Origin of the sequence: Nitrosomonas sp. Is24 (genome assembly GCF_033063335.1) — a bacterium.
Lineage (GTDB): Bacteria > Pseudomonadota > Gammaproteobacteria > Burkholderiales > Nitrosomonadaceae > Nitrosomonas.
The window spans coordinates 1,415,818-1,442,718 of the sequence record NZ_JAWJZG010000001.1 but is presented as its reverse complement, the minus strand read 5'-3'; the positions used below and the strand labels follow the sequence as shown (position 1 = coordinate 1,442,718).

The following is a 26,901-nucleotide window of genomic DNA, read 5'->3' as shown; positions in this document are numbered from 1 at the left end:
ACGTACCCTATCTTATATAAGAAGTGAGACAACAATGAAAAATAATAAAATTTACTCATCCGTCATATTGGCATTGATACTTTCCGCGGCTATATCGAAAGCCCATGCAGGTCCTGAAGAAATACCCGGAACAAACTTAACGGTCGATTTTGCAGAATCAGTGCTCTCCGGCGCCGGCCGATTGATTCGTGCGACAAACATTCCGGTGCAATCCGCGGGAACCACCGTTTACTACGATGTAGAGATGGATTTCAGTACGTTAGCCGATGGATCGTTCGGAGCAAAACTAATTTCTGCGACGCCATCGACCGGCCCTGTCGCTCCGACTTCCGTCAGCACGATGAATTTCTTGCCCGGCACCTATGCTGGCATCGTATCAGGTGCACCAGCCGCAGCACTTCCTTGCTTTTTCTCGCTAGAAGCCCCGTCGATCGGAGCAGATGGCCGCCGTACTTACATACTGACCATTACGTCCAGCGGAACCGGCTGTCCGGCGGGGGTCACTTCATACAGCTGGCAAACTGGCCCTGCAGTTAACAACAGTATCATCAGTTCAGGTTTTTCAAGAGAAGGCAGCAATTTTGAAACACAAAGCTCGCTGACCTATTCTTACGGCACGGAAATAAGTTCGGCAGGAGCGACTGTCAGAACACAACAAATTGGCAACACGCTGACAATTGAACAAGTGAATACCTCCGCATCAACTTTTTCCGGGGCAAAAAAACTTACCCTGATCAAGCAATAATCAACTATAAACCTAGGGTAGAGTGCGCCGACGCCAGAAGGCGCACCAATCCGCTCTAATGATTTCTTTTCGTGCAGAAGATTTTTATTGTAATAATAGGGTGGAGCTGATCGCTGCATAAACAATTATTCAATTACAGGCGATTCGGGATTATTGGGTTTGTCAGTTTTCTTTTCAATCTGTTTAGCTAATTTTGCAGTGATTTTTCTTATTTTTTGTTGAGTTTCTTTAACCTTATCCCCTTCGATCACTTCCCGCTTCAGAATATCATTATTTAAAATATCAGCAATTTGCTCAGAATCAACTTTTAATTCAGGGAATAATTTTCGAATCTCCCGTTTTACTGTTGAAACAACTGACTCTGTAAGCAGGATTTGCGCAATAGTGAATTTATTGAGAATTTGCGAATGCTGATGAAAAGTATCCATTGCATCCGAACTAATCCCCTCTCTACATAATAAAAATACTTTTTTTATGTCGTCTTCTTTCTTTGGATTAATTTCAAGCAAATTGAATGATGATACTTCTTCATAATCAACAGGCTGACCAAATTTTATTCGATATAGCCGCCATTCAACCGCGTTGGTAAGAACAACCCATTCGATACCCTGATTTGCACCATAATTAATTGCTTGCCTAAGGTGCGAGTCATTAAGATTAACTCCCGCTGCTTTAACTTCAATAAGATATTTTATTTTGCTATCAATTTTGACGGCTAGGTCACAAAATGTCCCACGAATTTGCTGCTCACTGGTTAGCTCTTGGTATTTGTCAAATCCAAAACAATAAGCAAGGATATCTTTTACAAGAGTAACTGTATCGGCTTCTGATACATCCTTACTTTTATGTGAGTTTGCAACATTTTGGTAGGTTTTGAGATTTGAGGAGATACGATCTGTCACTTTCTTAGGTATTTTTAGCATTTCTTATTGTCCTGTTTTATCAATGATCATATGGTGGAAAGTTCTGTAGATTGGAGTGATGCTAGGAACTCCAACATCCCCGTTAAGCCGCTTGCAACAAAAACTCCACTTTAATCGCCTCATAAGGAAATTCAATCGCACCACTCTCAGTACGATTAAGCAATCCCACTCCCAGCAACGCCGTCACGTCACCGTGAACGGCTTTGACATCGCGCGACACTCGCCGCGCGGCTTCGCGAATGCATATGGGGCCCGCGCCGCAAAGCACTTTCAGGAGTTCCCAGCGTTTCGCGGTCAACACTTTCCACAATAATTCGGGCGACGCGAAGCTGATATGATCTGTTTCCTGTGGTTGATCCAAATGCCAGGCACGCGAGAAACCGGTCATTGCTTCCTTAGGATTGCGTACATCAAGAACAACTGTTTTCATGATTCCACCTCTCAATATCTTGTTGAAAATCGGCCAGTAATTGCTCCGGGGTAGTAAATTCGTATTTGATTTCATGATCATCCCAATGACGGTGATCGCCTTTTCCGGCTTCATTGTCATAGCGCAGCACGCACTTCCCATTTACCACGTAGGCAAGCCGATACTTGAACGAATGATTAAGGGCAATACCTTCTAATGATTTTATCTGTCGCACCAGCAATCAACGCCATTGAAACAGCACCCGGATCCGGTGTGCCGATGCTTTTTTCCGCATGCGGACGCGCACGGCCTATTTTTGGGGTGAGATTTTTGGTTGCTTCGGCAGATTGTCCGGCAATTTCCGTAGCCGCCGTCCAGGCTTCGGTGGTTGAAAGACCTTGTGTAGCGCCTTTAGTCAATACGGCGGAGAATGGATACAACACATCGACCAAGGTTTTATCGTTCAATTGCGCTTTACCCAAACTGACGACTGCTTCCAGTGCAGTTGTTACACCTGCTGCAAGCATTGCAGCATCCGGCTTGGCTTCGTCGCCAAGAGCATTGCCAAGGTTACGTAGAATGACACCCCACAACATCCCTGATGCGCCCCCTGCCCGGTCGGACCAGGCATCGCCGGCTACCGTCAGCATTGTGCCTGCACCGGCTTGGGCATCCAGTGCCGCTCTAGCGGCTTCGACGGCTGCGGTAAGTCCGCGCTGCATGCCGATGCCGTGATCGCCGTCTCCCGCAATGGCATCCAAACGGCCAAGTGCTTCCTGTTGCGACTCAATCGCATCCCGGGCCGCTTCAAGTGCGATTAACACGACTTTTGCAGCAGCTCGTGAATCAGCCGATCCGGTTTTTAGCGGTTGCTTATCATGGACAGACTGAACGGCTACGGCGATATTTTCTTCGGATTGAGCTTCCTGCGCGATATTGCCGCGATGAAACGCCGGTGTATCCGCTGCCGCAATCCAAGTCTGCTCAAGTTCATCGTTAAGCCAGAATAACGTCAGTGAAACGCCGGCCATATCAAAGCTGGTAATCAGTTCATCCACCACCGGTTCGATGATGATCAGTCCGTGTTTAGATAACAATTGATCAATTTTACGGTAAATAACAAACAATTCTTCGTACTTCACCGCACCCAAACCATTGAGGATCAACCCTACACGTGCGCCGGAAAAACTACCAATCGACAGTGGAGTTTCGGCGAGCAATTTCTTCACCAGCATTTCCGCCAAACCATCGGCAGAAGGCGCATCGACGCGGTACAAACCGGGCTCGCCATGGATGCCCATACCGACTTCCATTTTTCCGCTGGCAACTTCGAACAGCGGTTTATTAGCGCCTGGCAGCGTGCAACCGGAAAAGGCGACACCCAGCGAACGCACACGATCTTTGGCTGCTGTGGCAATACGAGCCACTTCATCAAGCGGCTTACCCGCATCGGCGGCAACAGCGGCGGCTTTGAATACCGGTAAAGTACCGGCAATACCGCGGCGCTTATGTTGCTCAGCGAACGCAGCCGATGCAATGTCGTCGGTCACCACCACCGAACGCACATCGATACCCTGCGTGCGGAGCTGCGCTTGCGCACGTTCGAAGTTGAGTACGTCACCCGCGTAATTGGCATAGCAAAACAAAATACCGCCGCCTGCATCCACCGCTTGCGCGACCTGGCAGATTTGCTGTGCCGACGGCGCCGCAAACACGTTTCCAAGCGCGGCGCCGTGCGCCAATCCTTGACCGACAAACCCGCCAAAAGCGGGATAATGACCCGATCCGCCGCCGATGATCATAACCACCTGTCCCGGCTTGGTTTTGTGCCGGCGAATTACACCGCCATTGACACGTTGTATTGTATTCCGGTGCGCGGCGGCAAAGCCTTCGACCAGTTCGTCAGCAAACTGCGCCGGATTATTGAATAAGTAAGTCATTTATGTTGTGCCATTTACATAAAATATGATTCAGGCAAATCATATAACTACTCTGTGATGCAGAACAACTACGCAGGTCTGAAAAAAGAAGAGAAAGAAACAGTAATGATATCTTCTATTACTAACCAGGAAAGCTATTGATTGAGTGTAGTAACAAAATTCAGAACTTCTTGAACGTGGCCCGGCACTTTCACACCGCGCCATTCCTTTCTTAAAATCCCTTGCACATCAATGACAAATGTACTGCGTTCAATGCCGCGAACTTGTTTGCCATACATATTTTTCATTTTCATGACGCCAAAAAGATTGCAGATCTTTTCATCTTCATCGCTCAGCAATTCAAAAGGAAATTGCATTTTTTCCTTGAAACACTGATGTGATTTGAGATTGTCGCGTGAAACACCTACAACGATGCAATTTTCCTTGGTAAACTCGGGCAAGTGATCACGAAAATCCTGGCCTTCCAAGGTGCATCCCGGCGTATCGTCTTTGGGGTAAAAATAAATAATCAGATGCTTGCCCGCATTCGCTGACAATGAAAACACCGCATTATCAGTCGAAGGTAAGGAAAAATCTTCAACCGGATGATTGATTGCGAGCATTTTTTATGGCACCTGTTTATTGATCACGATCGCTATATTATTGTGACCGAGCTTGACCGGTTCGCTGAACCCTTGCAAATCTCCGCTGGCTGTGAAAGCCTGACCGGATTTCGAAATTCTGGCTTCGATCACGACTTCCGGAAAGCTCGACATTTTCATGGTTGGCGTCATAGCCATATCGTCCGTCAGTGTAAATGTCGCCGGAAGATCGCTGGCTTTCAATCGCAAAATGGCCAGTGGCATTTTCGGACCCGATTTGGCCCGAGCGTAAATAAATAAAGTGTCATTGCCCGAAACTTTCGTTGCCAGATCACTGCTAATCGATACCTGACCAGACACTGAAAGCGATGTTGCCGCAGGCGAATCAGAACTCACAGCTTTCTCCACAGGTTGTGCGCTGGCTTCTTGTTTCGATTCCGCAACTTTAACCGGTTGTTCCGGCGCGGCGGGTTTGCCACCCGAAGCCAGTAATTTAGCTTCGGCAATACTGTCCTTCACTGATTGGGCTAATGGAGAATCCGCAGGAATTCCTTCCAGCAATTTTTCCCAATATTCCGCTGCTTGCGTATATCTTTCTTGTTCGAATTCAATCGTACCTGCTAAAGCCAGTGCTTTAGGATATTTAGGATCAATGCGCAATGCTTCGTAAATCAATTCGGCCGGCTTACCCGATAAACTGCCTTGATTTTTCATTGCCAGAACATCGGCATAATCGCTCAATATCTGCGGACTGTCGGGAATCAATTCCACCAGTTTGGCATAGGTATTGCCTGCTTCCGCGTATCGCCCCATAATCGCATAAGTACGACCCAGCATAATCCAGCCTTCGATATCTTCCGGATTGTTATTCAGCCGTGCAATCAAATTATCCAATACGGATGAGAAATTATCGTGACCTGACGGAGCGTTTCCACCATCGCGATTCATTTGCTGGGTTGCATTGGCAAGTTGGGCTTGCGGCAACAAACCACGTGTATCGCCGATTACAAGATACAAACTGATAGCCGCCAATGGCAGCGTCAATGCAATAAAAGTCGACAACACGATATTACGGATTTTCTTATTTTTCCCTATCACCGGCTTATCGCGCTCAGTCACATCTTGCAGCATCCGCTGTTGCAGCTCTTGCTTACTTCTGTCGTACTGTTCCCGGCTGAGAATATCGTTTTCCAAGTCGCGATCAAGCTCGGCAATTTGATCGCGGTACACGGTAATGTTGACAGCATCATGCTCTAAATTTTTAAGCTGATTGTCCCTGCTTCGCAGCAACGTTGGGATAATGAACAACAGTGCGGTAACAATAAAAACCCCAGAAATAACCCAAAAAGCCGTCATACGTTTTTACCTTTTTTATCTTCATTCAGTAACGCTTCCGCTTCTTCGAGCTGTGCTTGCGAAAGCGACACATCTTCTATTTGTACACGTCGGCGTCTTAAATAAACAATCAGTGAACCCAATCCAATTACGAACAAAATAACAGGACCAAACCATAGCAAGAATGTGGTAGGTTTGATGGGGGGATCATAAAGAACAAAATCTCCGTATCGATCTACCAGAAATTGGATAATTTCCGGATCGGTTTTATTTGCTTTTATCTGCTCACGAATTTCACGTCTGATATCGTTTGAAAAATCCGCACGAGAGTCAGCAATGGTTTCATTTTGACAAACCAAGCAACGTAAATTTTCCGTCAGCAGCAGCATCCTTTTTTCGACCTCAGGATTTTCCGCGACAGGTATTGCTTCTTTTGACCACCCAGTTAATGGAATAAGCAGAAATAGAAGAAAAATAAGCGCTGCGGCTTTCATTACACCATTAAATTGACGTACCATGACAAAACCAACCTTTAATTATGAGATTCGTACAGTCTGCTTATGCTTGTTGCTGCAGTTCTTTGATGAGTGGAATAATGGTTTTTTCAAGCGAATCCACCGTGACAGGTCCGATTTGTTTATGTCGTATGATACCTTTCTTATCAATCACATAAGTCTCAGGAACACCATAAACACCGTAATCGATTCCAACCTTACCGTCAGGATCAACGATACTAATGGCGTAAGGATCACCATAGCGTTTTAGCCATTGCAAAGCCGTATTACGTTCATCTTTGTAATTGAGGCCATAGATTGGAACAATCCCGGTTCTTGCCAGCTGCACTAACAGAGGATGTTCGTCACGACACGCAACGCACCACGATGCCCATACATTGAGCATCCAAACCTTACCCAGATTCTCGTCTGACGACATGATCTGATCGGGCTGATGCAAATTATTTAACTGAAACTTCGGTGCTGGCTTGTCTATCAGCGGCGAAGGCACTTGCCGTGGATTCAATGTCAAACCGACCAGCAAGAATGCTGCCAGCACCATGAAAGCAAATAATGGAAGTAAATAGCGCATCATACTTTGGTTGTTTCCGTTGCCAATTCAACTTTATTCACGGATGGCGCAACAGCCACTGGAGATTCCGCCACTGAACTTTCAGGCTCTTTTTCTTCAGCTTTGACAGCGCCTTTCTTCGTAATTTTCAGGCGATAGCGGCGATCAGTGATTGAGGTAATACCGCCGATAGCCATTAATAGACACCCTAACCAAATCCAATCGACAAAAGGTTTATGATAAACGCGAACCACCCAGGCGCCATTGGTCAATGGTTCACCTAAGGCTACATAAAGATCGCGTAAAAAGCCGGTATCGATTGCTGCTTCCGTCATCGCCATACCGGATGCGTTATAAGTACGCTTTTCCGGATACATATTACGAACAAATTGCTCATCCTTAATGACAGCAATATCACCGATCACAGCTTTATAATTTGGTCCTACATCATTACGGGTGCCGTTAAACTGAAAAGTATAGCCACCGACCGTTACTTTGCTGCCAATCTCCATACGCACATCTTTCTCGGTTTCGTAACCATTCACCAAAGTAACACCAATAATGAATACAGCGACACCAATATGTGCGCAGTGCATACCGTAATAACTTCTCGATTGTCTGGCTAATTTGGTGAATAAATTGCCTTCACCGCTATTACTGATACGGTGTTTCAAATTAACGAATGCACAGACTATGATCCAGAAGGCCAGTAATAAACCGAAGCTAATCATTGGTCTCCATTCACCCATATAGTATGGCGCGATCAAAGCAGAAACCACACTTATGGCAAACGCCCAGCGCAAACGAATTGCCAATGATGGCAAGCTCATTTGTTTCCAGCGTGAAATAGGGCCAACACCGATCAAGAAAATTGCTGGGGCCATCACAGGCACAAAAATCGCCTCAAAATAAGGAGGACCTACCGACAATTTACCCAGCCCTAATGCATCGATAATCAATGGATAAAGCGTTCCCAGCAAAACACTTGCCGCTGCAACCAATAACAAGATATTGTTTGCTAACAGCATGGATTCACGCGAGAGTAAATCGAATTTTCCACCCAAGCCAACTTTCGGCGCCCGCCATGCAAACAATACCAGCGAGCTGCTGATGACGATAAACAAGAAAGCCAGAATAAATACCCCGCGTGAAGGATCTGTCGCGAAGGCATGCACCGAAGTTAAAACTCCTGAGCGTACCAGGAATGTTCCTAATAAACTTAAAGCAAACGCGCAAATCGCCAGTAAAACAGTCCAGCTTTTGAAGCTACCGCGTTTCTCCGTAACCGCCAGCGAGTGAACCAGAGCTGTACCAACCAGCCACGGCATAAATGACGCATTTTCAACCGGATCCCAGAACCACCAACCGCCCCAGCCCAATTCATAATAAGCCCACCAGCTACCGAGCATGATTCCACAGGTCAAAAACACCCATGCGACAATCGTCCAAGGACGCGACCAACGCGCCCAAGTTGCATCCAATCTTCCACTTAACAATGCTGCAATAGCAAAAGCAAAAGCGACAGAAAATCCAACATACCCCATGTACAGCATCGGTGGATGTATCACCATACCGGCGTCCTGCAGCAATGGATTTAAATCGCTCCCTTCAAATGCGGCAGGCAACAAGCGATCAAATGGGTTAGAGGTGAACAGCATAAATACCAGAAAACCGATACTGACCAGCCCTAAAACCCCAAGAACCCGGGCAACGATATCATCCGGTAATTGCTTGCTAAAGACACTAACTGCAACAGACCAACCGGCCAGCATCAAAACCCATAATAATAAAGAACCTTCATGCGAGCCCCAGGTTGCTGCCAAGCGGAAATGAAAGGGCAGTTCTGTATTTGAGTTCTTAGCCACATTCATGACTGAGAAATCACTGCTAATAAAGGAGTATGCCAAACATAAGAATGCAATCAGCACAAATACGAATTGTCCTTGTACCACCGGTCTTGCGAGTGCAATCCACGAGGGAATACCTCGAGCCGCGCCGATAATCGGTAGCGTTCCTTGGATAATGGCTAGTAATAGAGCAAGAATTAAAGAAAAATTACCAATTTCTGGGATCATGATTTTTTCTTACAAATGAATGGTTATTAAGAATTTGGAAATGATACGCTCAGGCTGCATGAGTAAAACCGGGAAAAATTTTACTGTATCAAGGATGCCTTCTGTGCTTTTGCAGCTTGTTCCAAAGCTTCGGCTGCTTCAGGCGGCATATAGTTTTCATCGTGCTTAGCCAGCACTTCATCCGCCATAAAAATACCGTCCGAGGATATTTTTCCTTGCGCAACGACCCCTTTACCTTCTCTGAATAAATCGGGCAGTATGCCGGTATATTCAACCGGTATTGCTTGCGCAGTATCCGTTACCGAAAAACGAACTGTCGTAGTTCTATCATCACGTTTAACACTACCTTCTTCAACTAGTCCGCCAATCCGAAAACTTTTTCCAATCGGCGCTTCTTTTGCAACGACTTGCGATGGACTGAAGAAGAAAACCAGATTACTTTGAAATGCATTTAATACGAGTGTAGCGGCAACGCCTAATGCCGCCACTCCGGATACTATAACTACAAGTTTTTTATGACGTGGTTTCATTTTTTATCTCTTCTTTATTGATGCCGTAAATGAGACTGTATTGTTTTTCCAAAGTTCGGTGGCGTCTGGAAATTAATAAAATCTCTCCTACGATACAAATCAGTGTCACAACGTATGAACCCCACACATAGAGTCCATACCCACCCATTGAAAAAAACTCCGACCAGCTTGACCAAATCATCATATCGCTCCGTTCTTATGTAGCTCAGCCACCCATGCTGTATGGCTCTCGCGTTCCAGAATGATCACACGCGTGCGCTTCAATATCACTGCAATGGAATACATCCAGCTTGCAAATACCATAATCAACATGCCTGTCAGCATGGTGCTCGCCATCGCAGGCGCTTGATTGACACTGACGGATGCGCCTTGATGCAAGGTATTCCACCATTGCACTGAGAAATAAATGATCGGAACGTTAACCACGCCAACCAGCGCAATGATCGCACCTGCTTTATCTGCGCGGCGCGGGTCATCAATGGCTGCTTGCAATGACATAAAACCGATATAAAGAAAAAACAGAATTAATTCGGAAGTCAACCGGGCATCCCATACCCACCAGGTCCCCCACATCGGCTTGCCCCATAATGCACCCGTCCACAGCGCTATAAAGGTAAACATCGCACCGGTTGGAGCAATGGCTGTTGCAAACATGGAGGAAAGCCTGGTATTAAACGCCAAACCAATACCCGCCCAGAACGCCATTACGACATACAGAAACATCGACATCCACGCTGCGGGAACATGAATGAAAATAATCCGGTAGGCTTCACCTTGCTGGAAATCCGTAGGCGCAACAAAAAAACCAACATAAAGTCCCGCGCCTAAAAGTGCTATCGCAGCAACAACAAATATCGGAATCATTTTCCCCGCCAGTGAATAAAAACTGGCTGGAGAAGAATATTTGAACCAATTAATAGCCATATTTAAATTTTATAATTCTTCACGTTAAATTTCAGTTCCGATTCAGCCCTAAATTTTTAGCCGCCAATTCTATACCAAATCGATACTAAAATGACAAAATCCAGAATTGACTTTCCAGAAGTGATTTCGATATCTCGAGTGATCTTGCAGAAAAATTTATACAGATAATGCAAAAACTTACTGAAATTATCATCTGAAAGTTAAATCAACTTCAATATTACCAGCGTTGTTCTACTCCAGTGAAACACGCAAGGCTGAAGCAGCTGCCCAGGGTGCGAAAACACCAGATACTAAAAGAAATGCACCGATCAAGGACAAGTGCGCATCAAATTCCATTCCGGACATATTCGCTTCCACCGCACCCGCGCCAAAAATCAGCACAGGAATATAGAGTGGCAGCACCAGTAACGAAACCAATACACCACCACCGCGCAACCCTAAAGTCAGTGCCGCACCAATAGCGCCTATTAAACTCAACACCGGAGTACCCAGTAATAAAGCCGCCGTTAAAACCAGCAACGCTTCCCCCGGTAAGTCATATTGAATACCCAGAACCGGCGCCATCAATACCAGCGGCACACCGGTCACCAGCCAATGCGCAGAAGCTTTCCCCAGCACCAAAAGCGATAACGATTGCGGCGACAGCAGCATTTGCTCCAATGTGCCATCCAAATAATCATTAGAGAACATGCGACCCAGCGACAACATGGAAGCCAATAATGCCGCAACCCATACTACACCTGGCGCCATGGTGCGGAGCATATTCATTTCCGGCCCGACGCTGAGCGGAAACAGGCTCACCACAATAATGAAAAAAAACAGCGTAGTCAGCACATCCGCTTGACGCCGTACCGCCAGCAAAAGATCACGTTTAATTATCCACATAAACATATCAAGCCAGATGCAGCTGTGTAGTTGATGTTGCTGTAATATCAATTTCTTGGTGCGTCGTCATGACTACCATGCCACCTTCCCGCAAATGTTGCTCGAGCAACTCCTGAATCAATTTAACTGCTGCCACATCCAATGCGACCAAGGGTTCATCCAGAATCCACAAGGAAGTTTTACATACCAGCAAACGAGCCAGCGCAACACGGCGCCGCTGACCTTGCGATAACACCTTGACTGGCAATACTTCCCTGCCCCGTAAGCCGATATGACCGAGTGCTTCTTTCGCCTGATCGGCACCGATGTCAAAACCCGCTAGCGCACTTGAAATGCGTAAATTCTCAATCACCGTTAAATCATCTTTCGTGCCGCTTAAATGACCGATATAAGTCATCGCGCCATAATACTCACCATCCAGCACGCGAATCGAAGTGCCATTCCAGCGAGTCTCACCGGCGGCGGGATTGGACAGTCCGCACAGCATGCGTAACAAACTGGTCTTGCCACTCCCATTCGGGCCACGCACTTGCATCAAGCCACCCGCTTCAAGTGAAAAATTGACATCTCTAAAAAGCTCGCGATCACCGCGAACACATGCGAGATTGATACCTTGTAGCATTATTTTATCGATCAATGGAATAGACTGCTGATTATAACGCATTGAGGATAGCTATGGCACCGCAGATCATTCGGTGAAGTATTGTGCGATTCTTGATGACTTTATCAAACACATCAAACGTGATCGGCGAAATTTTAATCAGAAATCTTCATTTCTAATATACTTTATTGAATCTGTGATCCGGGAATTATAATTAAGGAGAGTGTTTTGTTTTTTACACGCGATGATCGCAAAATCAGCATTATAGGTGGCTTATTATTGCTGGGACTTACGCTGACTACAGGCATTACCGTGTACACTGCCATGCGGCAGGAAATCGAGTCGGTGCTGGGTAGAGGATTGGCTGTTGCCTTGCAAGGGAAGTCATTTTTGCTGGAATCCCAAATTGAAAAAGGTTTGGCAGATGCTCGAGCACTATCGCTGCGCCCTTTTATTGTTCAATCGATGCAACAACTCACCGCCGAACCTGGCAATCTCAATGCATTACATGATCTGATGCGGAATGTTAATTCGCTGCCTGAAGCGGGCTTCTCGGCAGCCATCGTTCGTGATATACGCGGTAAAACACTGTCACAAGTAGGTGAGTTCTCCAAAAGTAAAGAAGCGCTCCGGTTAAACAAAGACACATTCCTCATATGGGACAAGCAACTTTTTCTTCACACCACAAATGATGTGCTCGATCAAGACAAACAACGCATTGGCAGTATCACTACGCAAGTCAAATTACCGCAGCTCACGAGCCGGTTCATAGGGATAAGATCGATCGGCGAAACTGGTGAGTTCGTTTTATGCGCAAAACCGGAAGAAGGAAAACATGAAATGGCTTGTCTGATTAGCCAGATTAACGGCGTCCAATTCAAGCATCTACTTCCGAGTGAAAGTGGACCATCCAAATTCCTGACGGTTTACAGGAAAAGCGGGGTTGCCGCCACTAAGGATTATCGTCAAGTACCTGTGATAGAAACCTATGCTTCCTTGGATTCCATTGGTCTTAGCATGATTCTCAAGCTGGATGAGGAAGAATTATTTAAACCGGTTACTGAAAAGCTGCAAGATATCAGTATTTATCTTGCAGCACTGATTATTGCCGAGATATTGTTATTAAACTGGTTTGTACGCAAACTCATCAAATCGGAAAAAGAAGCAAGGAAAGCTAAAGAAACAGCCGAGCAATTTTCCATTGAATTAAGCCGCAAAGAAAGTGAATTGCGGGAACGCCTTAAAGAAATCACTTGCCTATATGAAATCCGCCGCAGTATCGGACTGGAATTATCGATAGAAGCAGTCTGTCAAAATATTATTAAGTTTTTAATACCCGCCATGCAACACCCTGAATATACTTCAATCACAATCAATCTCGATGGAAAACACATTTCTTCCGTACCTCAGACGAGGGACTTTACACATGAACTGACATCAGAAATCTGCATTAATGGTAAAGCTTGTGGCCAGTTAAGCGTTTATTACCCTAAAGACAAACCTTTTTTAGTAATAGAAGAACAAAGACTGATTAATGCAATTACGAGTGATTTAGCGCTATGGCTTGAACGCAAACAAATTGACGAGTTATTGCATGCACGTCTTAAAGAAATCACATGCCTGTATGAAATCCGCCGCAGTATAGGAATGGAGCTTTCGTTAGAAGATGTTTGCTTCAGTATATTCAAATATTTGATACCGGCTTTGCAGTATCCGGAAATTGCGACTGCTGTAATCGATATCAATGGCAAATATTTTACTTCTTTCAGTGAGAATTCCAATGTCAGCAACCAACCTCACACCGTGAGCAAAATTGATACTAACCACTCTAACTTTGAATCTAGTCATAAAATTTATGACAATAAATCTGCTTTGCAATCGAAAATTTGCGTTAATGGAAAAGAATGCGGGCATTTAATTATTTTTTACTCTAAAAACAAACCATTTCGCGTGCCGGAAGAACAGAAGCTTGTTAATGCGATTGCCAATGATTTAGGAAGCTGGCTTGAGCTCAGGCGGTTAGAGCAAGCATTGGTCTCCGTGGCCGAAGAGCAAGCACATACGATCGGACAGGAATTACACGATAATGTCGGTCAACAGATCGCTGCAATTGGTTATCAAGCGAGGGTACTCGAAAAGAAAATTTCCGCTTCAACGATCGGAAATGAAAATTTGACCACATTGGCAGCCTCGATTGCTTCACAAACACAGACTGCTGTAATTCACATCAAGCAGCTTGCGCAGGGATTACTGCCATTCGAATTGGAAGCCAATGGCTTGATTCAAGCGTTACAAACCTTGGCCACCAGAATCTCAACAACGTATAATATCGACTGTAATTTCTCGTGGCATAACATTAGTATAATCAATGACAATAGTGTAGCACTCAATTTGTACCGGATTACGCAAGAAGCTGTTAATAATGCCATCCGGCATGGTAAAGCGCAGCATATAACCATTACCTTAACATCCGATGAAAATACGCTTCGCTTATCAATCTGCGATGATGGATGTGGTTTTACTGGAATGGATATCAATCATCCATCGACACCGGGAATGGGCATTAAAATTATGCAATACCGCGCGAAGCAATTGGGCGCAAAGATGGAAATTTTAGCCCGCAAAGAAGGCGGCACAGAAGTTCGTTTAAAAACACAATTAACTAAAAATATCGACAATGAAAGCAAAAGTAATGCTAGTTGATGATCACGCCATGTTACGGCATGGCCTTGCAATGCTCATCAATATGGAACCGGATATGGAAGTTTTTGCTGAAGCGGGTGATGGCGCTGAAGCAATGGAAATACTCAAGAAAAATAATTCGATTGATATTATTTTATTGGATGTAACACTCAAAACGGTATCGGGACTTGAAGTCATCAAGAGTATACATGCAGCGGTTCCGGATTTACCGGTACTTTTTATCTCCATGCATGATGAATCGGTTTATGCTGAACGCGCATTGCGCTCGGGCGCACTGGGTTATGTCATGAAACATGAACCTGGTGAAGTACTGCTTGAAGCTATCCGTGAGGTTCTAAAAGGTAATGTTTATCTCAGCAAGCAGATGCACAAAAAGCTTTTAAAACGAATGGTTATGAAAAGCTCGGAACCTGAACATCTAATAAATGCACTGACATCCAGTGAACTTGAAGTTTTACACTTAATCGGGCAAGGACATAATAGTCACGAAATCTCTCAAATGCTGTGCCGCAGCATTAAAACCATCGACACGCACCGCTTTAATATCCGGTCAAAATTAAACCTGAAAGATGGCGCCGATTTGATTCGCTACGCTACACGCTGGATCTCTCAGCAACAATAACAATTCGAGTGCTGTGAAGCATTTTCGCGAAGAATTTTGGGCGCTTAAAATACCAACTATCCTCAAAAAACCCTACGGTAAAAATAAATCATTGAGAAATTCATCTGATCGTTCTGTTACAAGCAGCAGTGAAAGAATGTCGAAATAAAACCAATAATCAAGTTGAAATTATCAACTCGTATAGTTCAAAAAAAGACCCCGCTGATTACAGCGGGGTTTTCAATTTCTTAAAGCTGAAGTCTGATGTTTCTTGAAGGGCGATGATTCATTTTTTGAGAATTTCTAGTACATATCTCAAAACAGAATAAAGAAAAAATAACTGCAAAAATTAAATATAGAACCCAATTCAACACGCCCATGATCTCCAGGATCATTGTGACATTCTTAAGAAAAATTTTTCATTGAATGCTTGGGTTAAGCGGTCCATTTACAATAAATAGGGATTGTAAATATTTAAAGATGAGGCAAATATATTGCTTAAATCAAAATGTAAATTGAAAATCCAAAAATTAAAATAATTAGTAAACTAAAAAACTTAATTTCTGTTCAAAGACGCTTCATATCCATTTACGTATTTCTTTTTGCTTGTTGACTTACCAAATTTTAAAGCGATCACGATATAAGCAACAAAAAACGCCAATCCCAACTGACCATCGGTAATAATCCAGTTAAAGATATACTGGGTTAGTTCAAACATCGATAACAAGCTAGCTCCTATAGCAATAATTGCAATAGTAAATATTTGTTTTGTTGACATGATAATTTCCTTGGTATTAAAAATAATTGTTTATAAAATTTTGTGCTTACGTATTGACTCTTGTTAGGCACGTTACTTATTACCCTTAAATAAACAGATTTAATTTCCCGTTTTATTTTGAGCGCACCAATAATATTGAAGAATCAACTTTTGCAACCAATTGCTCAGCAACGGAACCTACGTAGAAACGTTCCAATCCACGACGATTGGATGTTCCCACTACGATCAAATCCGCTTTCCAATCATAAACAGCGGCAGCAATAGCATCTGCGATACCATTTAATCCATATTCAGCTTCGGCATTGATGAGACGGGTTTCGACACTTAAAACATTAGTATCGGATTTAGCTTTCTCAAGAATTTCATTGCCTCGACTTTTATCGGCCTCATTTTCACTGCCGATGCTATGAACAATGCATAAAGTTGCGTTATAAGTGTTAGCTATGTTTATTGCTTCCGCTAACGCTTGCTGAGCTATCTCGCTACCGTCGACTGCCACCATTATTCTTTTGTACATACACTATTCTCTTAATGAATTCCTGTTGGGTTTGTTAACCAAGTAGTAATACTTTTAGTTCTTAAACACCATTGGATTACGACAAATTATGCGACGGCAATTTGTCTTGCAGATTATTGCTGTGCATTTTTTTCAAATAAACAAAATACTGTTTAATTACAGATACTAATAATTTTTTAAACATGACTAATTCTCCTCAATGTATTCGATACGTTTTACGGTAATACTTTGATTCTTTTGCTTGCAAATCACTAACAGTTTACGAAAAGCCATACTATTCAACATGCTTACTGCAAATTACTATTATCTTTTCTTAGATTGTCAAAATAACGTTTAACAACTGATTTTCCAGGCATATTCTCATGTTTGGTATATACCAAATAGTGCACTACACCATGGATCACCATTGCAACTAACAAGCCCTCAAAAATACCTACTTTATAGACTAAGCCCGCTGTTAAGAATGCCAATATCAGCGCATAAGGACCATAATGTGTAACGTGTACCAACCCGGCAATCATCTTATAACCGGTAAATAACATGATGGCCGCCAAAGCGAATTTGGGCAAATAATCAAGATAATGTGTATTAAACGTAAAGAAGCACACCACGGAACCAATAATCAAGACCGAGAATTTAGTCATCGCGCCAGCAAGTTTATTGGTCGTGCTTTTAGCTAGACCATCCAAGTTGGTCATACCACCGAAGAAGCTCGAGCCTAAATTAGCAATCCAGATTGCAAGCAAACTATTATTACTATTGGTTTTACGTTTTAACGGATCAATTTTCTCAATTGCCGCATTACTCATCACCTGTTCAATCACATCCACAATCGCCAGCATGGCGCAGAAAAATATCATGTACGCCAACATCAAAATTGTCGTATCTTCACTCGGTAATGGCAATTTCAATTGCAGCTCAATATCTTCTACAGAAATCATAGGGACAGTCATAAACTGCGCCAGGATCACGCCGCCGACAATGATCGCGAAATATGGAACTGCCGGTTGTGTATCTTTGAACTTAGCAAATAAGAGTAAAAATAGACCAAGACCACCCGCTGAAATAGCCGCCATCTGAATACGCGCTTCATTCCAGAAATCTTCCGTCACCAATTCCGCAGGTATTTCGTAGGTAAATTCTGAGAATTTCAACAAAATCTTTAATCCAACACCAGCCAGCAATCCTTCAACCAGATATACCGGAACCGCAACAAGCAAATAACGTTGCCAATTAAACTTCCAAATAATGGCCTGCATAATGGCGGTCATACAGATACAAAATGCCATATTCTGAATACCAAAAGCAGCCACACCCATCGCCAACACTGGAGCCAACCCGGCCGCAATACCCGGTGATCCAATAAAATTGCCCGGCTTGAACCAGGCATTTATCCATCCAATCAAGGAAGCAAAAGCTACTGTAGCCAAGCCTACTTTGATTGGATAGTTCGACATAATCGCAATACCAATCGTTAATGGAATCGCCATCGCTCCAGTAATTAAACCCGCTGCAGTATCACGAAAAAAATACTGCGACTGAAAAGCAGCCGACCCCTCTTTCTTAGCAGCCTCTACTTTCTTTTGCTGCGAGACTAGCGATTCATCATCAGACCGTGTTGCCATAAAAATACCTCTCTCTCGTAAACTGTTAGTGATAAACTTTATAAAACCTTTCTGTTCAACTTAATATAAATTTAATCTTTATAGTCAAAAAGCTTGTTGAAGAATTTTTCATCGTTGAAATAAACCGGTATTCTGCAATCCGTCATTTTTCTGCAACGTATACTTCCAAGATCACAAAACTTCTTTATCTCAGCTCTCGAGATGGCGATTCTTCAAAAAATAAGCTTAGGTAAATCGTATCGCGCCGGGATTGCGTTGTATATTAGTAAAACCATTATTATTTAATGGGCAAAAATGCCAATCTAATCAGAAAAAATTATTACCATTAACAGGCAAATTGATTGCATTTTTAAAGACAAAAAACTTACCTAGATTAGGTAAATTACTTACATAAAATAAGCAAAAACCTTAGATTATTTCTAATTTAATTCCTAAAGAAATCAGGTAGAATAGTTTTATTCTAAGAATTTAATCAATAAATTCATATAACTAAACGACACTAAAAAATTAAATCAATTAAAATTCAGTAAAGCTTATTTTCAAAGAGAAGAACAGACCAAAAAAGAGAGCGGTTGCTGAACAGCTGATGGATAGTTACAAAAAACAGAGGTAGGAATAGTGATAAGAAATCGATATAGGCAAAATAGGGGTGATCGACACCTCATTTTACTTATATCGTTCTAAGTATCCGCTTGATATGCAGACCAGACCACAAGTTATTGAAAAATTTTAATAATAAAAGAATAGCCGCAGATTGAACCGGCCCTTGATACTGAAACGAAGCTGCAAAGTAATGCTAAAAACCGCATTACGTTACATCAAGATCACATCATACTGCTCTTGCGTATACGACTCTTCAACCTGCAAGCTGATCGGTTTTGCAATGAAATCACCCAGTTGGGCTAAGCTTTGCGATTCTTCATCTAAAAAAAGATCGATTACTTGCTGCGATGCCAGAATGCGAAATTCATTGGCTTCAAACTGCCTGGCTTCGCGCAGCAATTCGCGCAATATTTCGTAACAAATGGTTTGCGCGGTTCTGATTTCCCCCCGCCCCTGACAAGTCGGGCAGGTTTCGCATAGCACGTGTGCAAGACTTTCCCGGGTTCGCTTACGTGTCATTTCAACCAACCCCAGCGCACTGAATCCATTGACGGTTATGCGCGTGCGATCCTTGGACAGTGCTTTGTTGAATTCCGCTAAAACCGCCTGCTTATGTTCCTCGGAATCCATATCGATGAAATCGATAATGATAATGCCACCGAGATTACGCAGACGCAGTTGCCTGGCAATAACCTGAGCGGCTTCCAGGTTGGTTTTGAAAATAGTGTCGTCGAAATTACGCACACCGATGAATCCACCGGTATTGACGTCCATCGTGGTCAGTGCTTCGGTTTGATCGATGATCAGATACCCGCCGGACTTTAAATTGACACGTTTGGCCAATGACTTTTCGATTTCTTCTTCCACACCATACAAATCGAATAACGGGCGATCTCCCGTGTACAACACAATGCGTTCAGCAATGTAAGTCATGTAATTGTGCGCGAAGCGAACCAGCCGTTGATAATTCTCCCGCGAATCCACGAGAATCCGGGTGGAATCTTCATCCACGAAATCGCGCAATACCCGATGGCTGAGATCCAGATCCTGATAAAGTAAAACAGGCGCCGCAATCGTCACTGATTTCTGTTGAATGTCGCGCCATAAGCGGTGCAGATATTCCAGATCGGCACGCAAATTGGCCTCGTCAGCGGTTTCCGCCATGGTGCGAATAATATATCCGCCTTTTTCTTCTGCCGGCAAAATCTGCTGTAACCTTTCCCGCAACAACTCACGTTCGCTATCGTCTTCAATACGCTGAGAAATACCGATATGCGATTCTTGCGGCAGGTATACCAGCAAACGGCCCGCCAGACTTATTTGCGTGGACAACCGTGCACCTTTGGTGCCAATCGCGTCCTTGATCACCTGCACCAGGATGCTATTCCCTTCATATAACAGTTTCTCAATAGGTTTGGCCGTATCGCCCTCCGGATTGGAGTCGCGGATATCCGCCACATGCAAGAAAGCAGCACGGTCCAGACCAATATCGACAAAAGCCGATTGCATCCCCGGCAAAACACGGCTGACACGGCCGTTATAGATATTCCCGACAATGCCCCGGCCGCTCGTCCGTTCAATGTGAAGTTCTTGCGTAACACCCTGCTCTAATATTGCTACCCGGGTTTCTTGCGGCGTGATATTAACAAGAATCTCATTGCTCATATTCAATACAATTGGTTCTCAAACAAATCAGAAATTGGATGTAGCGATAAATCAGACTTAAGAGCGCGCTACCATAATCTTATTGGAAAATTTCTATACCGGTTTCTGCCAGCAACTGCGCTGTTTCATAGAGCGGCAACCCCATAATGCCGCTATAGCTGCCGGACATCTCGACAATGAAAGCGGCCGCCATGCCTTGAATGGCATATGCGCCTGCTTTATCCAGCGAATTATTATTCACTAAATAACTACGAATCTCACGTTCGCTGATTTCACGAAATCGTACCGTTGATATCGACAACCGCATTTGCACGTCATCCTTCACGCCAACACCGATCACTGTCAGAACCTGATGCGTGCGGCCTGACAAGATTTTTAGCATTTCTTCGGCATGTGCATTGTCTCGCGGTTTCCCGAGAATGCATCCATCTATCGTCACAATGGTATCCGCCACCAACACCGGCAAAACCGGCAAGTGGCGTTGCATTATCCGTTTCCAGCCGGCGTTCGCTTTGGCCCGGACCACCCGGTAGATATACTCTGACGGAGCCTCGCCCGTAAGCGGCTGTTCATCGATATCGATCGCACGCCCTAGTGTTTCACGCATCATCAGCAAGTTGAATTTCACCCCAATCTGCCTTAACAATTCACGTCTTCTGGGGCTTCTTGATGCAAGATATATTTGATTCTCAGAGAGCATTACAGTCAATCATCACTTTCAATCGGGATTTGATCATTTCATTCATTGTATTTTAAAACCTAATCACCACGGGGCGCGCTTCACATTTCCGTGATCCTGTTCAAGCGCGATGATAAGGGTGGTTTTTGTTAATCGACACTGCACGATAGATCTGTTCCGCCAGCAGCACACGAACCAAACCATGCGGTAACGTAAGCTTCGACAATGCCATCAGTTCATGCGCGGTTCGCTTGATATCACCATGCAGTCCATCAGCACCGCCAATAACGAATGCAATAGCTTCGCCCGCTGCCATCCATGTGTTGATCACATCCGCGAATTGCACCGTTGTCCATTGCTGGCCCCGCTCATCAAGTGCCACAATGTGGCAATTCGGCGGTAAAACGGCACGAATCCGTTGAGCTTCCGCTTGCAGAAGCTGCTCGACCGGTTTTCCGCCAACCCGCTTTTCCGGTTTAATCTCGATTAAATTAATGTTAATTTCATGGGATAAGCGCTTGGTATATTCGGCATAACCAGCTTCTACCCAATCCGGCATTTTGTTTCCAACCGCGAGTATAAAAAATTTCATGACCCAAAGAAATCAGTTGATCGTACTTTAGCGTGCTAATTCCGCTCCGACCATAGCGCTTTCAGATTGTAATACTCGCGTACAGCTGGCAGCATGATATGCACAATCACATCACCCAAATCAACTAGCAACCATTCCCCTGTCTGCTCCCCTTCCATGCTGTAAACCTTTCCCCCGGCGGTTTTAACTTTTTCTTGCACATTATTGGCCAGCGCTTTGGTCTGACGGGTTGAGTCGGCACTGGCGATAATGATATATCCAAACATCGCAGTAATTTTGGACACATTAATCACATCAATATCGTGCGCTTTAATTTCCTCCAAAGCATCGACAATGACAGGTACCAGTTTTTCTGAATTCATAGGTTCTCAGTGTATAAACGATTGAATTTAATATACTCAGCGACACTCTCGGGCAGCAGATAGCGTATGCTTTTCCCAGCGCTGATCAACTGTCGAATTTGTGAAGCCGATATTTCCAGCAACGATGTTTGCGCCATATAAATAAAACCGCCGGATTGCAATTCGAGCTCACTGACATCGGTGACACAGCGGGAAGATAATATTTTCCGCACCTCGTCGGGCAAATTCTGGCCTGCATTGATGGAAACAAAGCCTGGCCGGGTAACCACGATGAAATGACACAAATCGAATAACTCATGCCATTCAGACCATTGATTGATCTTAGCAAATGCATCGATGCCCAATACAAAGCAAAGCGCGGTGTTATCTCCCAGCTCGCGCCGGTACTCCTGTAACGATTGCACCGTTGTGCTGATTCCGGGCCGGTTGATTTCCCGTTCATCGAGCGAAAACCGGTTGTTATCCTGAATGGCCAGCCGCACCATGGCTGTGCGATGCCCTCTCGATGCCGTGGGCGCAGCGCGTAACCGGGGAGCACCCGAGGGAACAAAGATCATGCGCCTTAAACCGGCGATATCCAGCAGTTCTTCAGCAACGCGTAAATGTCCATAGTGGATAGGATCAAATGTCCCGCCATAAATGCCAATCAGTGGAAACTTATCGGTAACAGCCATAGTTGTGAATAAAGAAATGAACGATGCGGATCATAGCAACGCCAAGCGCATATCCGTCAATACTTCCGACAGATGCGTCGTAAAACGGGCCGCCGTTGCACCATCGATGACACGATGGTCATAGGAAAGCGACAAAGGCAGCATGAGGCGTGGCACAAATTGGTGGTCACGAAAAACCGGTTTGATACTGGCCTTGGAAATACCCAAAATGGCCACTTCCGGTGCGTTGATGATGGGTGTAAAAGCTGTTCCGCCAATACCACCCAGGCTGGAAATGGTAAAGCTCGCACCTTGCATGTCAGTGGGTTTTAACTTGCCTTCGCGTGCCAGTGCAGACAATCTCGCCAATTCTTCGGCAATAGTGATGATCCCCTTCTGATCGACATCCTTTATGACCGGCACCACCAATCCATTGGCGGTATCCACGGCAAAGCCAAGGTGGTAATAATGCTTGACGATTAAATTGGCTTCACCATTGCTATCGTTATCCAGCGATGCATTGAATTCGGGAAATTTCTTCAAAGGTGCGATTAACGCTTTCATCAAGAAAGCCAATAAGGTCAGTTTGACTCTATTTTCTTTACCGCTATCGTTGGATTCTTTCCGCAATGCTTCTAAATCGGTGATATCCGCTTCGTCAAACTGCGTGACGTGCGGAATCATCACCCAGTTGCGGTGTAAATTCGCGCCGGAAATTTGTTTAATGCGCGTTAACGGTTTTAATTCAACCGCGCCAAACTTGGCAAAATTCACCTGCGGCCAAGGCAGCAAATTCAATGCCGCACCCGTCCCGGTGCCACGGGATCTTGACAATTCGGCTTTCACATAAGCCTGCACATCTTCTTTGAGAATGCGATGTTTGGGGCCGCTGCCGGTAATCAAATCGAGATTGACGCCGAGTTCCCGCGCAAAGCGGCGGATCGACGGACTGGCATGCGCTTTGGATGGAGCATTGCTGACCGTGGATACAGTTTGTGGCAGATTCTGCGGTTGGTTAACAACCGGCTTAGCGTCCTGCTGCGGTTGCGGTGCGGTTTCTTTTTGAACAGCGGCAGCCACGGAAACTTCAGGAAGCGCTTCCACGCGGTTGTTATCAGAAACTTCCAGGGTCAACACGGTGCTACCTTGCGATACTTTGTCACCCGCTTTGACCAATATTTCCTTCACCAAACCGGAATAAGGCGCTGGAATTTCAATCGTCGCTTTGTCGGATTCGAGCGTAATCAGCGAATCTTCGGCCTTCACCATATCGCCCGTTTTGACCAGCACTTCAATAACCGGCACTTCTTTAAAGTCACCGATATCCGGAATGAGCACTTTTTTTAATTCAGCCACACGCTTTCCTCACACGCCTTCGAATGGGAGAATGCAATGACGCACATTCATTGTTGTTGATCCATCACCGGTCAACTGGCCGCCGGATTGGATTTTTCCGGATCGATACCATACTTCTCAATGGCTTGAGTGACTTGCTGCTGGGTGATCTTTCCTTCTTCCGATAATGCCTTGAGTGCCGCCACGGTAATATAGAACCGGTCGACCTCGAAGAAATGGCGCAGTTTCTGACGCGTATCGGAACGGCCGAAGCCATCGGTTCCTAACACGCGATACCTGCCCGGCACAAATTCACGAATCTGATCCGCATAGATTTTCATATAATCCGTCGCGGCCACTACGGGGCCTTTTCTGCCATTAAGACAATTTTCCACATGCGATTCTTTTGCCGGTTGTTGCGGATGCAGCATATTCCAGCGGGTGACAGCCAAAGCCTCGCGTCTTAACTCATTGAAACTGGTTACACTCCAGACATCGGCATGCACAGCATAGTCTTGTTTTAGTATTTCTGCGGCGGCAATCACCTCACGCAGGATGGTTCCGGCGCCGAGCAGTTGCACACACGGTGCTTCAGCATCCGCATCCGCATCCGCATCCGCTTCACAGAATAAATACATGCCTTTCAAAATATCTTTTTCAGCACCAACCGGCATCTCAGGGTGAGTGTAGTTTTCATTCATCACCGTGATGTAATAATAAATATCCTCCTGCTCTTGATACATGCGGCGCAATCCGTCCTGAATGATGACCGCCAATTCGTACGCAAATGCCGGATCATACGCTACGCAGTTGGGAATCGTCGATGCAACGACATGACTGTGCCCGTCCTCGTGTTGCAATCCCTCGCCATTCAATGTGGTGCGCCCTGCCGTTCCGCCCAGTAAAAAACCGCGGCAGCGCATGTCACCGGCGGCCCACGCCAAATCACCGATACGCTGAAACCCGAACATGGAATAAAAAATAAAAAATGGAATCATTTGGATCCCATGCGTGCTATAAGCTGTCGCTGCCGCGATCCAGGATGACATAGCGCCCGCTTCGCAGATACCTTCCTGCAAAATTTGCCCATGCTTGTCTTCCTTGTAATACATCAGCTGATCCGCATCCTGCGGTGTATACAATTGACCGCTCGATGACCAGATGCCTAATTGCCGGAACATTCCCTCCATACCAAACGTACGCGATTCATCCGCAACAATCGGTACGATATGTCGGCCGATTTGCTTGTCTTTCACCAGAATATTCAGAATCCGCACAAACGCCATCGTGGTCGACGATTCGTGCCCTTCACCGCTGGCCTTCAGCAGTGCTTGAAAAGCGGACAATGATGGTACCTGCAATGCTTCTGCGCGCGGTTTACGGCGGTGAAAGGTGCCGCCCAACGCCTTGCGCCGCTCGCGCATATAGATGAATTCCGGCGAATCCTCGGCAAACGTCAAATAAGGGATTTCGTCGATCTTGTCGTCTGGAATATCCAAACCAAAGCGATTGCGGAACGCTTTTAACGAAGTCGTTCCCATTTTTTTCTGTTGATGGGTAATGTTTTGTGCTTCACCGGCTTCACCCATGCCATACCCTTTGATCGTTTTGGCCAGAATCACCGTTGGCTGTCCGATATGTTTTGCCGCCGCTGCATACGCCGCGTAGACTTTATGAGGGTCGTGCCCGCCGCGGTTTAACCGCCAGATATCGTCGTCCGACATCGTAGCGACCATCTCCAGCAGCTCCGGGTATTTGCCGAAAAAGTGTTCGCGCACATACGCACCGTCTCTGGCTTTGAAGTTCTGGTACTCGCCATCGACGCATTCCATCATGCGTTTCTGCAATAATCCTTTGGTATCTTTAGCTAATAACGGATCCCAATACGAACCCCAGATCACTTTGATGACATTCCAGCCGGCACCGCGAAAAGCGCCTTCCAATTCTTGAATGACTTTGCCGTTGCCGCGCACCGGACCGTCCAAACGCTGCAAATTACAATTAACAACAAAAATCAGATTATCCAATTTTTCGCGCGACGCCAATGGAATAGCACCGAGCGACTCGGGCTCATCCATCTCGCCGTCGCCCATGAAAGCCCAGATTTTACGGCCGTCGGTATTGACCAATCCGCGGCTGCCCAAGTATTTCATAAAGCGCGCCTGGTAAATCGCCATCAACGGGCCAAGTCCCATCGAAACCGTGGGAAACTGCCAGAAATTAGGCATCAGCCATGGGTGCGGATACGAAGACAAACCATTACCGCCCGTTTCCTGGCGGAAATTATCCAGTTGCTCTTGGCTCAATTCGCCGGATAAAAATGCATAGGCATAAGCGCCTGGAGAAGAATGCCCCTGTACATAGACTAAATCGCCGCCGTGCGTTTCACATGGCGCATGCCAGAAATGATTGTAACCCACGTCGTAAAGCGTCGCGGCTGAAGCGAAGCTGGCGATGTGCCCGCCGACATTGGTATTTTTGTTGGCGCGCAACACCATCGCCATCGCATTCCAGCGCACATACGAGCGAATCCGGTGCTCGATGGCATTGTCGCCCGGCGAGCGTGCTTCCTTACCTGTGGGAATAGTATTGATATACGCGGTCGTGGCGCTATAAGGCAGATAAGCGCCGGAGCGGCGGGCTTTCTCGATCAGTTTTTCCAGTAGAAAATGAGCACGTTCGCCGCCTGCACTGACGATGACCGAATCCAGCGCATCCAGCCATTCTTGTGTTTCCTGCGGATCAATGTCCGGTTGCTGTTCCATATGCACACAC

Annotated in this window: 27 protein-coding genes; 3 read left to right on the top strand and 24 right to left on the bottom strand. The window is 45.3% G+C overall.

Annotation, left to right across the window (positions count from 1 at the left end):
* The first annotated feature begins 34 nt into the window (after positions 1 to 34).
* On the top strand, positions 35 to 745 hold the full coding sequence (locus tag R2103_RS06505) for a hypothetical protein (RefSeq protein ID WP_317530671.1): 711 nt from the start codon (positions 35 to 37) through the stop codon (positions 743 to 745).
* A 125-nt stretch (positions 746 to 870) separates the two neighbouring features.
* Here R2103_RS06505 and R2103_RS06500 read toward each other — a convergent pair whose 3' ends face one another.
* From R2103_RS06500 to ccmA, 14 genes are all read right to left on the bottom strand, one after another.
* The gene (locus R2103_RS06500) at positions 871 to 1,668 is read right to left on the bottom strand and encodes a type I restriction enzyme HsdR N-terminal domain-containing protein (protein ID WP_317530670.1); all 798 of its coding nucleotides are present in this window, start codon (positions 1,666 to 1,668) and stop codon (positions 871 to 873) included.
* An 82-nt stretch (positions 1,669 to 1,750) separates the two neighbouring features.
* Complete coding sequence (locus R2103_RS06495; protein ID WP_317530669.1) at positions 1,751 to 2,098, bottom strand: DNA-binding protein; 348 nt, start codon at positions 2,096 to 2,098, stop codon at positions 1,751 to 1,753.
* Positions 2,079 to 2,312, bottom strand: coding sequence for a DUF6516 family protein (locus tag R2103_RS14375; RefSeq protein ID WP_411172607.1), 234 nt, complete (start codon positions 2,310 to 2,312; stop codon positions 2,079 to 2,081). The genes R2103_RS06495 and R2103_RS14375 overlap by 20 nt, the downstream gene beginning before the upstream one ends.
* Entirely contained in the window at positions 2,275 to 4,017 is a 1,743-nt protein-coding gene (locus tag R2103_RS06485) for a dihydroxyacetone kinase family protein (protein ID WP_317530667.1), read from the bottom strand. Before R2103_RS06485 ends, R2103_RS14375 begins: the two co-directional genes overlap by 38 nt.
* Before the next feature lie 134 nt (positions 4,018 to 4,151).
* Positions 4,152 to 4,619, bottom strand: coding sequence for a peroxiredoxin (locus tag R2103_RS06480; protein WP_317530666.1), 468 nt, complete (start codon positions 4,617 to 4,619; stop codon positions 4,152 to 4,154).
* Positions 4,620 to 4,622: 3 nt separating this feature from the next.
* Complete coding sequence (ccmI, locus tag R2103_RS06475; protein ID WP_317530665.1) at positions 4,623 to 5,954, bottom strand: c-type cytochrome biogenesis protein CcmI; 1,332 nt, start codon at positions 5,952 to 5,954, stop codon at positions 4,623 to 4,625.
* Positions 5,951 to 6,451 (bottom strand): cytochrome c-type biogenesis protein, encoded by a 501-nt coding sequence (locus tag R2103_RS06470; RefSeq protein WP_317530664.1) that lies wholly within the window; start codon positions 6,449 to 6,451, stop codon positions 5,951 to 5,953. Before R2103_RS06470 ends, ccmI begins: the two co-directional genes overlap by 4 nt.
* Positions 6,452 to 6,491: 40 nt before the next feature.
* The gene (locus tag R2103_RS06465) at positions 6,492 to 7,022 is read right to left on the bottom strand and encodes a DsbE family thiol:disulfide interchange protein (RefSeq protein WP_317530663.1); all 531 of its coding nucleotides are present in this window, start codon (positions 7,020 to 7,022) and stop codon (positions 6,492 to 6,494) included.
* Positions 7,019 to 9,073, bottom strand: a complete 2,055-nt coding sequence (locus R2103_RS06460; RefSeq protein WP_317530662.1) for a heme lyase CcmF/NrfE family subunit — start codon at positions 9,071 to 9,073, stop codon at positions 7,019 to 7,021. Before R2103_RS06460 ends, R2103_RS06465 begins: the two co-directional genes overlap by 4 nt.
* A gap of 80 nt (positions 9,074 to 9,153) precedes the next feature.
* The gene (gene ccmE, locus R2103_RS06455; protein WP_317530661.1) at positions 9,154 to 9,603 is read right to left on the bottom strand and encodes a cytochrome c maturation protein CcmE; all 450 of its coding nucleotides are present in this window, start codon (positions 9,601 to 9,603) and stop codon (positions 9,154 to 9,156) included.
* A complete protein-coding gene (ccmD, locus tag R2103_RS06450; protein ID WP_240142509.1) occupies positions 9,587 to 9,751 on the bottom strand; it encodes a heme exporter protein CcmD in 165 nt (54 codons plus the stop codon). Before ccmD ends, ccmE begins: the two co-directional genes overlap by 17 nt.
* A 32-nt stretch (positions 9,752 to 9,783) precedes the next feature.
* Positions 9,784 to 10,527, bottom strand: coding sequence for a heme ABC transporter permease (locus R2103_RS06445; protein ID WP_132428509.1), 744 nt, complete (start codon positions 10,525 to 10,527; stop codon positions 9,784 to 9,786).
* A gap of 231 nt (positions 10,528 to 10,758) precedes the next feature.
* Positions 10,759 to 11,418 carry a heme exporter protein CcmB gene (ccmB, locus tag R2103_RS06440; RefSeq protein WP_107803679.1) on the bottom strand — a complete coding sequence of 220 codons (660 nt, stop codon included), beginning with the start codon at positions 11,416 to 11,418 and terminating at the stop codon, positions 10,759 to 10,761.
* A gap of 1 nt (position 11,419) precedes the next feature.
* On the bottom strand, positions 11,420 to 12,034 hold the full coding sequence (gene ccmA / locus R2103_RS06435) for a cytochrome c biogenesis heme-transporting ATPase CcmA (protein ID WP_317530660.1): 615 nt from the start codon (positions 12,032 to 12,034) through the stop codon (positions 11,420 to 11,422).
* Positions 12,035 to 12,241: 207 nt separating this feature from the next.
* Here ccmA and R2103_RS06430 point away from each other — a divergent pair, with 207 nt between their 5' ends.
* Together R2103_RS06430 and R2103_RS06425 are read left to right on the top strand one after the other, a co-directional pair.
* Positions 12,242 to 14,716, top strand: coding sequence for a sensor histidine kinase (locus R2103_RS06430; protein WP_317530659.1), 2,475 nt, complete (start codon positions 12,242 to 12,244; stop codon positions 14,714 to 14,716).
* Positions 14,691 to 15,338, top strand: a complete 648-nt coding sequence (locus R2103_RS06425; RefSeq protein ID WP_411172606.1) for a response regulator transcription factor — start codon at positions 14,691 to 14,693, stop codon at positions 15,336 to 15,338. Before R2103_RS06430 ends, R2103_RS06425 begins: the two co-directional genes overlap by 26 nt.
* 535 nt (positions 15,339 to 15,873) lie before the next feature.
* Here R2103_RS06425 and R2103_RS06420 read toward each other — a convergent pair.
* From R2103_RS06420 to aceE, 10 genes are all read right to left on the bottom strand, one after another.
* On the bottom strand, positions 15,874 to 16,095 hold the full coding sequence (locus R2103_RS06420; protein WP_317530658.1) for a hypothetical protein: 222 nt from the start codon (positions 16,093 to 16,095) through the stop codon (positions 15,874 to 15,876).
* A 112-nt stretch (positions 16,096 to 16,207) separates the two neighbouring features.
* Positions 16,208 to 16,612: a universal stress protein gene (locus R2103_RS06415; RefSeq protein WP_317530657.1), complete on the bottom strand. Its 405-nt coding sequence runs from the start codon at positions 16,610 to 16,612 to the stop codon at positions 16,208 to 16,210.
* Between the two features lie 287 nt (positions 16,613 to 16,899).
* Entirely contained in the window at positions 16,900 to 18,237 is a 1,338-nt protein-coding gene (locus R2103_RS06410) for a SulP family inorganic anion transporter (protein ID WP_317530656.1), read from the bottom strand.
* A gap of 813 nt (positions 18,238 to 19,050) precedes the next feature.
* Complete coding sequence (gene rng / locus R2103_RS06405; RefSeq protein ID WP_317530655.1) at positions 19,051 to 20,505, bottom strand: ribonuclease G; 1,455 nt, start codon at positions 20,503 to 20,505, stop codon at positions 19,051 to 19,053.
* Positions 20,506 to 20,584: 79 nt separating this feature from the next.
* Positions 20,585 to 21,205, bottom strand: a complete 621-nt coding sequence (locus tag R2103_RS06400; RefSeq protein WP_317530654.1) for a Maf family protein — start codon at positions 21,203 to 21,205, stop codon at positions 20,585 to 20,587.
* A gap of 100 nt (positions 21,206 to 21,305) precedes the next feature.
* Positions 21,306 to 21,776 (bottom strand): 23S rRNA (pseudouridine(1915)-N(3))-methyltransferase RlmH, encoded by a 471-nt coding sequence (gene rlmH / locus R2103_RS06395; protein ID WP_317530653.1) that lies wholly within the window; start codon positions 21,774 to 21,776, stop codon positions 21,306 to 21,308.
* A 35-nt stretch (positions 21,777 to 21,811) separates the two neighbouring features.
* Positions 21,812 to 22,138, bottom strand: a complete 327-nt coding sequence (gene rsfS / locus R2103_RS06390) for a ribosome silencing factor (protein ID WP_317530652.1) — start codon at positions 22,136 to 22,138, stop codon at positions 21,812 to 21,814.
* Positions 22,135 to 22,812: a nicotinate-nucleotide adenylyltransferase gene (gene nadD, locus R2103_RS06385; protein WP_317530651.1), complete on the bottom strand. Its 678-nt coding sequence runs from the start codon at positions 22,810 to 22,812 to the stop codon at positions 22,135 to 22,137. Before nadD ends, rsfS begins: the two co-directional genes overlap by 4 nt.
* Positions 22,813 to 22,842: 30 nt before the next feature.
* Complete coding sequence (gene aceF / locus R2103_RS06380) at positions 22,843 to 24,147, bottom strand: dihydrolipoyllysine-residue acetyltransferase (RefSeq protein ID WP_317530650.1); 1,305 nt, start codon at positions 24,145 to 24,147, stop codon at positions 22,843 to 22,845.
* Positions 24,148 to 24,218: 71 nt separating this feature from the next.
* Positions 24,219 to 26,891 (bottom strand): pyruvate dehydrogenase (acetyl-transferring), homodimeric type, encoded by a 2,673-nt coding sequence (gene aceE, locus R2103_RS06375; RefSeq protein ID WP_317530649.1) that lies wholly within the window; start codon positions 26,889 to 26,891, stop codon positions 24,219 to 24,221.
* Between the last annotated feature and the right edge of the window lie 10 nt (positions 26,892 to 26,901).

Bases quoted from the DNA above. Each gene is read 5' to 3' on its own strand.
- ccmE (WP_317530661.1), bottom strand. From the start codon at position 9,603: ATGAAACCACGTCATAAAAAACTTGTAGTTATAGTATCCGGAGTGGCG.
- R2103_RS06500 (WP_317530670.1), bottom strand. From the start codon at position 1,668: ATGCTAAAAATACCTAAGAAAGTGACAGATCGTATCTCCTCAAATCTC.
- R2103_RS06445 (WP_132428509.1), bottom strand. From the start codon at position 10,527: ATGGCTATTAATTGGTTCAAATATTCTTCTCCAGCCAGTTTTTATTCA.
- ccmD (WP_240142509.1), bottom strand. From the start codon at position 9,751: ATGGGTGGGTATGGACTCTATGTGTGGGGTTCATACGTTGTGACACTG.
- R2103_RS06460 (WP_317530662.1), bottom strand. From the start codon at position 9,073: ATGATCCCAGAAATTGGTAATTTTTCTTTAATTCTTGCTCTATTACTA.
- ccmB (WP_107803679.1), bottom strand. From the start codon at position 11,418: ATGTTTATGTGGATAATTAAACGTGATCTTTTGCTGGCGGTACGGCGT.
- aceE (WP_317530649.1), bottom strand. From the start codon at position 26,891: ATGGAACAGCAACCGGACATTGATCCGCAGGAAACACAAGAATGGCTG.
- ccmI (WP_317530665.1), bottom strand. From the start codon at position 5,954: ATGACGGCTTTTTGGGTTATTTCTGGGGTTTTTATTGTTACCGCACTG.
- R2103_RS06465 (WP_317530663.1), bottom strand. From the start codon at position 7,022: ATGATGCGCTATTTACTTCCATTATTTGCTTTCATGGTGCTGGCAGCA.
- R2103_RS06420 (WP_317530658.1), bottom strand. From the start codon at position 16,095: ATGTCAACAAAACAAATATTTACTATTGCAATTATTGCTATAGGAGCT.
- R2103_RS06470 (WP_317530664.1), bottom strand. From the start codon at position 6,451: ATGGTACGTCAATTTAATGGTGTAATGAAAGCCGCAGCGCTTATTTTT.
- R2103_RS06505 (WP_317530671.1), top strand. From the start codon at position 35: ATGAAAAATAATAAAATTTACTCATCCGTCATATTGGCATTGATACTT.
- rsfS (WP_317530652.1), bottom strand. From the start codon at position 22,138: ATGAATTCAGAAAAACTGGTACCTGTCATTGTCGATGCTTTGGAGGAA.
- R2103_RS06485 (WP_317530667.1), bottom strand. From the start codon at position 4,017: ATGACTTACTTATTCAATAATCCGGCGCAGTTTGCTGACGAACTGGTC.
- R2103_RS06480 (WP_317530666.1), bottom strand. From the start codon at position 4,619: ATGCTCGCAATCAATCATCCGGTTGAAGATTTTTCCTTACCTTCGACT.
- rng (WP_317530655.1), bottom strand. From the start codon at position 20,505: ATGAGCAATGAGATTCTTGTTAATATCACGCCGCAAGAAACCCGGGTA.
- R2103_RS06410 (WP_317530656.1), bottom strand. From the start codon at position 18,237: ATGGCAACACGGTCTGATGATGAATCGCTAGTCTCGCAGCAAAAGAAA.
- ccmA (WP_317530660.1), bottom strand. From the start codon at position 12,034: ATGCTACAAGGTATCAATCTCGCATGTGTTCGCGGTGATCGCGAGCTT.
- R2103_RS06415 (WP_317530657.1), bottom strand. From the start codon at position 16,612: ATGTACAAAAGAATAATGGTGGCAGTCGACGGTAGCGAGATAGCTCAG.
- R2103_RS06495 (WP_317530669.1), bottom strand. From the start codon at position 2,098: ATGAAAACAGTTGTTCTTGATGTACGCAATCCTAAGGAAGCAATGACC.
- rlmH (WP_317530653.1), bottom strand. From the start codon at position 21,776: ATGAAATTTTTTATACTCGCGGTTGGAAACAAAATGCCGGATTGGGTA.
- nadD (WP_317530651.1), bottom strand. From the start codon at position 22,812: ATGGCTGTTACCGATAAGTTTCCACTGATTGGCATTTATGGCGGGACA.
- R2103_RS06425 (WP_411172606.1), top strand. From the start codon at position 14,691: ATGAAAGCAAAAGTAATGCTAGTTGATGATCACGCCATGTTACGGCAT.
- R2103_RS06400 (WP_317530654.1), bottom strand. From the start codon at position 21,205: ATGCTCTCTGAGAATCAAATATATCTTGCATCAAGAAGCCCCAGAAGA.